The organism is Lactobacillus sp. UMNPBX6, from assembly GCF_002553975.1.
In the GTDB taxonomy this organism is placed as follows: domain Bacteria; phylum Bacillota; class Bacilli; order Lactobacillales; family Lactobacillaceae; genus Lactobacillus; species Lactobacillus gallinarum.
In genome coordinates, this window is record NZ_PCZD01000069.1 from 1 (window position 1) to 8610 (window position 8610).

The 8610-nt window shown below is 37.1% G+C and carries 9 protein-coding genes and 1 tRNA gene; 2 read left to right on the plus strand and 8 right to left on the minus strand.

Annotated features, from left to right (window positions below; all coding sequences use genetic code 11):
• Window positions 1-192: 192 nt before the first annotated feature.
• From CP357_RS08955 to CP357_RS08970, 4 genes are all read right to left on the minus strand, one after another.
• Window positions 193-744, minus strand: coding sequence for an NUDIX domain-containing protein (locus CP357_RS08955; RefSeq protein ID WP_098037113.1), 552 nt, complete (start codon window positions 742-744; stop codon window positions 193-195).
• Window positions 745-812: 68 nt separating this feature from the next.
• Window positions 813-1724 (minus strand): class II fructose-bisphosphate aldolase, encoded by a 912-nt coding sequence (locus tag CP357_RS08960; RefSeq protein WP_025005521.1) that lies wholly within the window; start codon window positions 1722-1724, stop codon window positions 813-815.
• Window positions 1725-1834: 110 nt separating this feature from the next.
• Window positions 1835-3520: an arginine--tRNA ligase gene (gene argS, locus CP357_RS08965; protein WP_098037114.1), complete on the minus strand. Its 1686-nt coding sequence runs from the start codon at window positions 3518-3520 to the stop codon at window positions 1835-1837.
• 451 nt (window positions 3521-3971) lie between these two features.
• Entirely contained in the window at window positions 3972-4664 is a 693-nt protein-coding gene (locus CP357_RS08970; RefSeq protein ID WP_369822795.1) for an Rpn family recombination-promoting nuclease/putative transposase, read from the minus strand.
• Here CP357_RS08970 and CP357_RS08975 point away from each other — a divergent pair.
• A complete protein-coding gene (locus CP357_RS08975) occupies window positions 4660-4980 on the plus strand; it encodes a PadR family transcriptional regulator (protein ID WP_025005519.1) in 321 nt (106 codons plus the stop codon). The two genes, CP357_RS08970 and CP357_RS08975, sit on opposite strands and share 5 nt — an antisense overlap.
• Before the next feature lie 40 nt (window positions 4981-5020).
• On the opposite strand, the gene CP357_RS08980 is transcribed toward CP357_RS08975, so the two are convergent.
• The 3 genes from CP357_RS08980 to CP357_RS08990 form a co-directional block, all read right to left on the minus strand.
• Window positions 5021-5698, minus strand: coding sequence for a L,D-transpeptidase (locus CP357_RS08980; RefSeq protein WP_098037116.1), 678 nt, complete (start codon window positions 5696-5698; stop codon window positions 5021-5023).
• A 131-nt stretch (window positions 5699-5829) separates the two neighbouring features.
• Window positions 5830-6678 carry an NAD(P)H-hydrate dehydratase gene (locus tag CP357_RS08985; RefSeq protein WP_025005517.1) on the minus strand — a complete coding sequence of 283 codons (849 nt, stop codon included), beginning with the start codon at window positions 6676-6678 and terminating at the stop codon, window positions 5830-5832.
• Between the two features lies 1 nt (window position 6679).
• Window positions 6680-7975, minus strand: a complete 1296-nt coding sequence (locus CP357_RS08990; protein ID WP_087363454.1) for a serine hydrolase — start codon at window positions 7973-7975, stop codon at window positions 6680-6682.
• An 87-nt stretch (window positions 7976-8062) separates the two neighbouring features.
• Between CP357_RS08990 and CP357_RS08995 the strand changes: the two genes are divergently transcribed.
• Window positions 8063-8146: transfer RNA gene (locus CP357_RS08995), tRNA-Leu, on the plus strand.
• Between the two features lie 37 nt (window positions 8147-8183).
• Here the strand turns inward: CP357_RS08995 and CP357_RS09000 are convergent.
• Window positions 8184-8477 carry a GH36 C-terminal domain-containing protein gene (locus CP357_RS09000; RefSeq protein WP_098037117.1) on the minus strand — a complete coding sequence of 98 codons (294 nt, stop codon included), beginning with the start codon at window positions 8475-8477 and terminating at the stop codon, window positions 8184-8186.
• Window positions 8478-8610 lie beyond the last annotated feature (133 nt).

Sequence of the window (8610 nt, forward strand, 5' to 3'; positions counted from 1 at the left end):
ATTAAAAAATCAATTTACGAGAAAGATCTATTTACACAAAAGATTTGACAGTTTCTTCTATCAAACAGGTCCAGATGGACTTTTATTTTTATAAAGTGTTCAACTTGATTTTACAATCGGCGGATTAGATATTTATATTGTACAGGGAAGTCGAACGTATGTCTCTATTTTTAGAATAAAAAAAGCTGACTGCTAGGTCAGCTTGGCCCTATCCATCCCCGCATTAAAATACGGGGATTTTCGGGCGTTTTTCATTAAAACCGGTAACTCTCTGTCCGCAATTAATTTACCAATTTTAGTTTCCGCACATTTTTGATATTCTTTTTCAGCATCCCGATAACTCAACCTTAAAGTCGACAAATGAAAATCTTCTATTTCATCCTTAGTTAAATGTTTTTCACCAAAAGAAGTGACTTTGCAAAGATAATAATTATTAATATTATGGCGATGAATCAAATTATAGTAGTCACTAACTATACCGATTTTATGCATAATCTCAACTTCAGCACCTAATTCTTCTTTAAGCTCTCGCTTTAGCGCTGTTTCTAAATCTTCACCAGCTTCAACGCCACCACCTGAAGTTTCAATTAGCGTTGCCTTACCAAAGTCGTCATCACGTTTAGCTCTAACAAAATAATAATTTTCCTGGTCATCAAACACGATAGCTCGCACTATTTTACGATCATGATCAATATATTCTAATGGCCATTCAGTATCTTTCAATTGGAGGTTTAATTCTTTCATAACTTTTTCTTTCTAAAAAAAATAAAGCTCAGCCAAAGCTGAGTTTTATTTTAATTGATAATCAATGATTATTCTTCGTTCAATGATGAACGGTCGAATGAAGCATCCTTAAGTTCGTCATCGATAGTCTTAGTACCCATCCAAGAAATCATTTCCTTCATCTTGGCAGTAATTGCTTCTGCACCTGGCAATAACAACTTACGTGGGTCATAACCCTTAGCCTTCTTGTCAAGGTCCTTCTTGTCTTCGATGTACTTACGAGTAGCTTCTTGGAATGCTAATTGGAATTCAGTGTTGATGTTGATCTTAGCAATACCAAGTTGGATAGCCTTCTTAACTTGGTCTTCAGGAATACCTGAACCACCGTGAAGTACAAGTGGAGTGTCAGGAACAGCTTCAGCAATTTCCTTAAGACGGTCGAAGTTCAAGCCCTTCCAGTCCGCTGGGTAAACACCGTGGATGTTACCAATACCACAAGCAAGCTTGTCAACGCCAGCTGCAACGAACTTCTTAGCATCTTCAACAGAAGCTAATTCACCGCCGCCTTGGTTTTCACCAATCTTACCGATTTCAGCTTCAACTGAAATACCACGTTCATGAGCTAACTTGATGATTTCCTTAGTCTTAGCCAAGTTTTCATCAGTTGGAAGTGCGTGACCATCAAACATAACTGATGAGTAACCAAGAGCAATACATTCCTTAGCTGATTCAAAGTCACCGTGGTCCAAGTTCAAGATAACTGGAACTGAGATGTTCATTGAATCCATTTGGTCAGCTACCATGTCCTTAACGAACTTGTAACCACCCATGTACTTAGCAGCACCAGTTGATACTTGGATCAACAATGGAGTTCTAGTTTCTTCAGCAGCACGTAATTCTGCACGAGTCCATTCCAAGTTGTTAGTGTTGTAAGCACCTACAGCGTAATGGTTCTTACGAGCATCTTTAAAGATTTGATTACCGTTGTCAAAATAAGCCATAAAAAAATACCTCCTAAATATCTTACATGCATATTGTACCCTAATTCTGGGATTATGAACAATCTTTCACAAAATGTAAGCGTTATTTTTTAATTTTCATAATTTTTCAGTTACATTTCCTTAGGAGCATTGACACCCAAGAGGCTAAGTGCTTCAGTCAAAACGATTGAAGTAGCTTGAACTAAGGCAAGACGAGCACCAAGTTTATCATCTTTAGTTAAGATCTTCACGTTTGCATAGTACTTGTTAAATTTCTTAGCTAAATCAAGAGCAAACTTAGCAATTACAGATGGTTCGAACTTGTCAGCACTTCTTGCAATAATTCTTGGGAAGTCCGCTAAATCCTTAGCTACGGCAAATGCCCAGTCATCGCCTAAGGCAAAGTCTCCTTCGCTTGGCTTTTCACCCATTGCAGCGGCTTTACGCAAAACACTTTGTGCACGAGCATTAGTGTATTGAACATAAGGACCAGTATCACCTTCGAAACGGACAACTTCATCTAAATCGAAGTCAAAGTTGTCTAAACGATCATTCTTCAAATCGTGGAAAATAACTGCGCCGACACCTACGTCATGAGCAACTTGATCCTTATCAGCCAAATCTGGGTTCTTTTCTTCGATTTGCTTCTTAGCAAGAGAAACGGCATCCTTTAATACTTGATCAAGGAAGACAACGTTACCCTTTCTAGTAGATAACTTCTTACCGCCTTGAGTAATCAAACCAAATGGAATGTGGTGAATTTCATCTGACCAGTCATACCCCATCTTCTTCAAAACAGTCTTCAATTCAACGAAGTGTTGTGCTTGTTCGTTACCAACCACATAGAGCATCTTAACGAAGTTGTATTCCTTCATTCTCCATTCAGCCGCAGCTAAATCACGTGTTAAGTAAATTGAAGTACCGTCGGACTTAACGATAATTGCTGGGTTTTCATCCGGGCCCATATCCACAACTTGAGCACCACGTGATTCATGAAGCAAACCTTTTTCCTTCAATTCATCGATTACTGGTTGCATCTTATCGTTGAAGAAAGCTTCACCGTTGTATGAATCAAAGCTTACGCCCAATTCCTTGTAGATGCGCTTGAAGTCTTCAAGAGAAACTTCACGGAACCATTTCCACAATTTAACTGCTTCTGGATCACCGTCTTCAAGCTTCTTGAACCATTCACGACCTTCATCATCAAGTTCAGGATTATCTTCAGCTTCTTTGTGGAAACGAACGTAGTAGTGGAAAAGATTCATAATTGGATCTTTCTTAACGTCTTCTTCATTACCCCAATGCTTATAAGCAGCAATCAACTTACCAAATTGAGTACCATAGTCACCAAGGTAGTTAATCTTAATTGGAGTGTAACCAACCTTTTCCATAGTCTTAGCAATTGAATTACCAATTACTGTTGAACGAAGGTGACCCATTGACATTGGCTTAGCAATGTTAGGTGAAGACATATCAATTGGTACATTACCTTCGCCTAATTTTTGATCACCGTAATGTTCTTTTTCAGATAAAACATCCTTCAAGGTTGAAGAAACAAGCTTTTCATGATCAATAGCAAAGTTTACGTAAGGTCCAACTGCTTTGATGCTAGCAAAATTGTCACTACTTAAGTTTTCTGCAATATCTTGTGCAATCATTGCAGGGTTCTTGTGCAAAGTCTTAGCCAAAATAAATGCTGGGAAAGCATAATCACCCATCTTAGCATTTTTTGGACGTTCAATTAAGGCTGCAATTTTTTCTTTTGGTAAATCAACTTGGCTAGCAACTAAGTCAACAACTTCATTCTTAAAGTCCATATTTTCCTCTTTTCTAAACAAAAAAGCCTCTTCCTATCCTAGATAGAAAGAGACGAGCATTAACCCGCGGTACCACTCAAATTGACACAAAGTATCCGCTTATTTAAAATCATTATTTATTCGGTTAGACACGCCTTCGTTATTCCTTAATACCCATCTTCCACCAACATAGGCTCGCTTAAAAAAGGAAATAATTACTACTTCTAACTTACTAGCAAAGATGATTATAGCAGGAAAGAATGGTGCTGGCTACTAATTTAAGTAAAAAACTATTCTTGTTCTGCTTCTAGCATCAACTTTTTTAACTCAGCTTCACTAAAATCTTTGCCATAGTCTTTGATCAATTTAGACATAATCCAATCATCAGACTGATCAAGTTCGCGCACATTTTGAACGAATTTTTTTACACCTATTCTTTGAGCTTCCAGTTTACCTTCTAATTTTCCTTCTACTATGCCTTCCCTTCCTCACGTCCTTCTTTACGGCCTTGTCGACGGCCTTCTTTTCTAGCTTCTGCCCTTTCATCAGCCAATAGTACGTCTAAGCTCATTTTGGCATCCCTCCACTCTGTACTTCTAATGTAATCTAAACGTTCCCGATCAATCTTCTTAATAAAATTGCTACTATCTTTAGTCAATCCATATTTAATATAATTTAAAAAATCTTTTAGTTCTGACTTAATCTTACCTTTATAGCCCCTGGCATTAATCGAAATCCAATGTGTTTTCGTATTAGCTTGCGAATCAGGATTATCTTTATCTAAAAGAAACGCACCTTCATAAATATATTTTCCTTCACCGAATGGATCAAATGGGTAAATGAAAATAATATACGTTCCCCCAATTTGATCAAGATCTTCGCCAGGCCTCAATGAATCCTGATCTGCTATGGATTGATAATAGCGAAATCTAATGCCAGGCCATTTTTGCTTGGTCGTTTGCATTTCCACATCAAAGATTTTTCCATCCTTATTCTTTGCCCACAGATCCATGATGACATTCTTCTCTAGCAATTTCTTGTTTAACTGCTTCTGAGGTGTAACTTCGACTTCAGTTATCCCCAAATCTGGAAGAATACTCTGCAATAAATGCAAGCAATTCTCTGGTTTGCTAAAAACATGTCCAAAGATGGGATCACGAGTGATCGTTTATTCACTAACTAAAAAAGGCGCTCTCCAGTTAGAAAATTGGATAAAGCAACCTATCACAGAATTAGCTGTTAGTCATGATCTCTTTTCACTTAAATTATTTTTTATCAATGATCAAAATGATCCACGGATTGCGGAATTAATTGATGAAGAAAAAGCATTAATCAAATCACAATTGCAGCACCTATATGCACGCAAGAAATTACTATTCAGTGATCAAAAAAATATTAAAAAGAATTATGGTCATTATTTGATCTTAACGCGGGCTATCTCACGCAACGAAGGACAACTCGAATGGCTTAACTCACTATGAAAATAAGCGCTACTCAAAACTGAGTAACGCTTTTTCTGCATTAACGATCTTTAATTACAACCTTAGTGCCATCAGGAATATTGTCCATTAGCCACTTGGAATCTGGCACACTAAGTCGAATACAACCATGAGATCCCTGAGTTCTGCCCAATTTAGCAGCTTCCTTCATATTGTAGTTACCATCAGCTTTAGTTGGCACAGAGTGGAACAAGTAAACATTATCTGGACTCCAACTTGTCCAATTATTTGCCCCTTCATTTAATTCATAATTAAAGAAACTATCACCTCGGCCAGCTTGGATGGTATAAGTTCCTATTGGAGTAAGTGACTTACCTTTTTTATAAATACCACCACTTGACAACATGGTATAGATTACCTTGCCTTTTCTAAGCAAATAGGTACGGTTGCCTTCAAGTGATACTCTTAAAGTTAAATCTTTTTCAGTAGGACTAAGCTTAGGGTGCTTTTTAGTTTCACTCTTTCTATTCCAAGTCCCGGCTTTTCTAAGATCCTTTGGATCTTTATATGGACGCAAAATATCACTATCTACTTTAGAATTTTTCTTTTTAGTTTTATTCTTCTTTTGTTTAGCGACTTTTTGAGTAGAAACCGCTTCTTGAGAAACGTCAGACTTAGGTGCACAAGCCTTAGCTAAACCAATAATAGCTCCGAATGCGATTACAATACTAGCAACACCAATAACAATATTTTTCTTCATAAATATAGCAATCTTCTTTAATTAATAGTTTTAGTTTTATTGAAATATGCTACGCGTATTCATAGCATGATGTTAAAAAACATCCCTAATAATGGGGATGTTTTTTATGGCTATATAAGATTTTAACATGTTTAGTCTAATTCGGAATATTTTTTCATTAATTTAGGCAATACTTTAGAAATTTTGGTTGGTCTAACTACATAATCATCTTTATTGATTAAATCACCAGCTAAAGAATGAATATAAACAGCTGCTAAAACTGTATCGACGCTTGGACCAAATTGTGCAACAAAACCGCCGATGATTCCAGCCAAAGTGTCACCCATGCCGCCAGTAGCCATGCCAGGATTACCGATTGGATTAACAAAGAATTGACCTGTACCATCATAAACATGTGTATGATTAGATTTTAAAACCAGCATTGCATTACTATCCGGAATTAACTGATTAAGAGCATCTACATTAGCACTATCTGTTTGAAATGGGATACGAATTTGACTTAATCTTTGCCATTCCATTTGATGTGGCGTCAAAATCAAGTGCCCAGCATTAGCAGGCAATAATGTTTTGTCTTCACTAATTAAATCTAATGCACTAGCATCCAAAACCACGGTTTGACTTTCTGAAGTACATCTTCTTAGAATTACCAAAATTTGTTTAGCTAAATCACTCATCCCAAGTCCAGGACCGCAGACAACTACGTCCACCTTTTTGATTAAATCCGCTAACTTGCTATCGCGCCAGTCAATAAACATCGCTTCTGGCAAACGAGCATGCAAAGCAGATAAATTCATAGGATGTGTTGCAGTAGCTACTAACCCAGCACCAGCATTTATAGCACCTTCAGTAGACATAATAATTGCGCCGCCATAGTTGTCACTACCGCCAATTAAAAGCACGCGACCATATTTTCCTTTGTAGCTGTCACTTGCTCTTTTTTTGATAACTTTCTTTAAAATGTCTTCAGTTATTTCCGTCATTTTATCTGCCCCCGAAAAGCATCCGCCAAATTCTTACAAAGAAATTAACCTTACCATTTGCGGCAAGTGCCTTAGCTTTTACATTCATTCCATTAGGATTTGATAATGAAACAATCTTTTCATTGCCAGACTTAAATTGATAATTGCCTACTACTTGACCTTTAGTAATTGGTGCCTCAACTGTTTGCTTGTTTAACTTAGCTACTAAGGTTTTACCATCAGCAGGATCCCAAATTGTTGTCTTTTCTTTAAGACCCAAATTAGTAGTGGCATTATCTCCATCAGTTACCTTGATGTTTTTAGCACCAGCCATTTGACTACCTGCGTTAAAAGTTACTGGACGATACTTAGTAAAGACATAGTTCATTAACTTCTTAGTTTGCATAAAACGTGCAGGGTCAGTACCATCCTTGTGACGCGCACCCATGACTACAGTAATTAAACGTGCACCTGCATGATTGATAGTACCAATAAAGCAAGCACCTGCGGCATCAGTAGTACCCGTCTTTAAACCATCGACTGGATAAGCTTTATCATATTGTGAAAGACCCTTGAGCATCCAGTTAAAGTTAGCCATCTTAGTAGTATGACCTTGGTCTTTGAAGTCTAAATGAGCTAATTTAGTAGTTTCTAATACTTCAGGAAAATCTTTGATTAAGTTTTGACCTACAATTGCCATGTCCTTAGCTGACATAGAATTTTCAGCATTTTTACTTACACCAGGATATGCATCCTTGCCTACATTGCCATTTGGCAAACCACAAGCAGTGTAAATTTTGGCATCTTTAATACCCCACTTCTTCACTTGTGCACGCATTTGATCGATAAATGCCTTTTGTGAACCAGCGATAGTTTGTCCTAAAAGCATGGCAGCACCATTAGCTGATTCGATCAAAGTTGCTTGATAAAGTTGCTTAATAGTATAAGAATGTCCCATCTTAAGAGGTACATTTGAATACTCAGCATTATTAGCCACCTTCACAATAGAAGCGGTTGGCTTAACTTTTTGATCCCAAGATAGTTTTTGATTCTTAATTGCATTTAAAGTTAAGTAAACTGTCACAAGTTTAGTCATAGAAGCAATTGGCAAAGTCTTATCTGCATTTTTTGCATACAAAACCTGGCCACTGTTACTATCAATGGCGATTGCTGACTTGACATCTAATTTAACTTGATCCGTTTGATAATTAGCCACATCCGCCTTAACAGGTGCTGAAAATGTTGCACCACACGATACTAACGAAATAAGAGCAACGAGGCTAATAACAGCTCGTTTTATCTTTTTACTAAAAAACATGAAACCCGTCCTTTTGAATAATAAAGTATATTTATGCTTACATTTTACCAAATATTTGGTATTATTATTCATGTACATGAGAAAAATGCCCGCTTGGCGGAATTGGCAGACGCGCAGCGTTCAGGTCGCTGTTCAGGTGACTGAGTGAAGGTTCGAATCCTTTAGCGGGCATAAGTAAAGACCTAGCAGTATTTGCTAGGCCTTTTTGCTATCCTTTTTCTATTTCAAAGAGATACGACTGAAAATCACCAGTCATTTGGGTTGTATCGCCATTAGAAGCATTGAATTGATATGGTTCACGCAAACCAAAATTAGTAAGTACTCTACCACTAACCTTATTTTTTTGATTAATGATATAGTCTGCATTTTGATCTAAATTTGAGAGGGAAAGATAACGATCAAGCGTATCATTTGGCTTAGCTAATTTACGGAAAAAGCCAATGATTTGTTTTTCATCTTGTTTTACGCTCCATGCATATTTATTTTGATCTTCTAAGGGCACTAATTACTCAAAGTGGCCATTAACAAGTAGATCCCGTTTACTGCTATGAAAAATGTAAGCAAATGTATGACTATGTTCTATTTTCATACATTTTGGACTATTCGTGCTTTCCATTTCTCTTACCAACGTCTAC

What these genes read in the sequence shown, in the direction of transcription:
- CP357_RS08990 (WP_087363454.1), bottom strand. Translation starts at nt 7,975, where the DNA reads ATGTTTTTTAGTAAAAAGATAAAACGAGCTGTTATTAGCCTCGTTGCT.
- CP357_RS08980 (WP_098037116.1), bottom strand. Translation starts at nt 5,698, where the DNA reads ATGAAGAAAAATATTGTTATTGGTGTTGCTAGTATTGTAATCGCATTC.
- CP357_RS08985 (WP_025005517.1), bottom strand. Translation starts at nt 6,678, where the DNA reads ATGACGGAAATAACTGAAGACATTTTAAAGAAAGTTATCAAAAAAAGA.
- CP357_RS08960 (WP_025005521.1), bottom strand. Translation starts at nt 1,724, where the DNA reads ATGGCTTATTTTGACAACGGTAATCAAATCTTTAAAGATGCTCGTAAG.
- argS (WP_098037114.1), bottom strand. Translation starts at nt 3,520, where the DNA reads ATGGACTTTAAGAATGAAGTTGTTGACTTAGTTGCTAGCCAAGTTGAT.
- CP357_RS08955 (WP_098037113.1), bottom strand. Translation starts at nt 744, where the DNA reads ATGAAAGAATTAAACCTCCAATTGAAAGATACTGAATGGCCATTAGAA.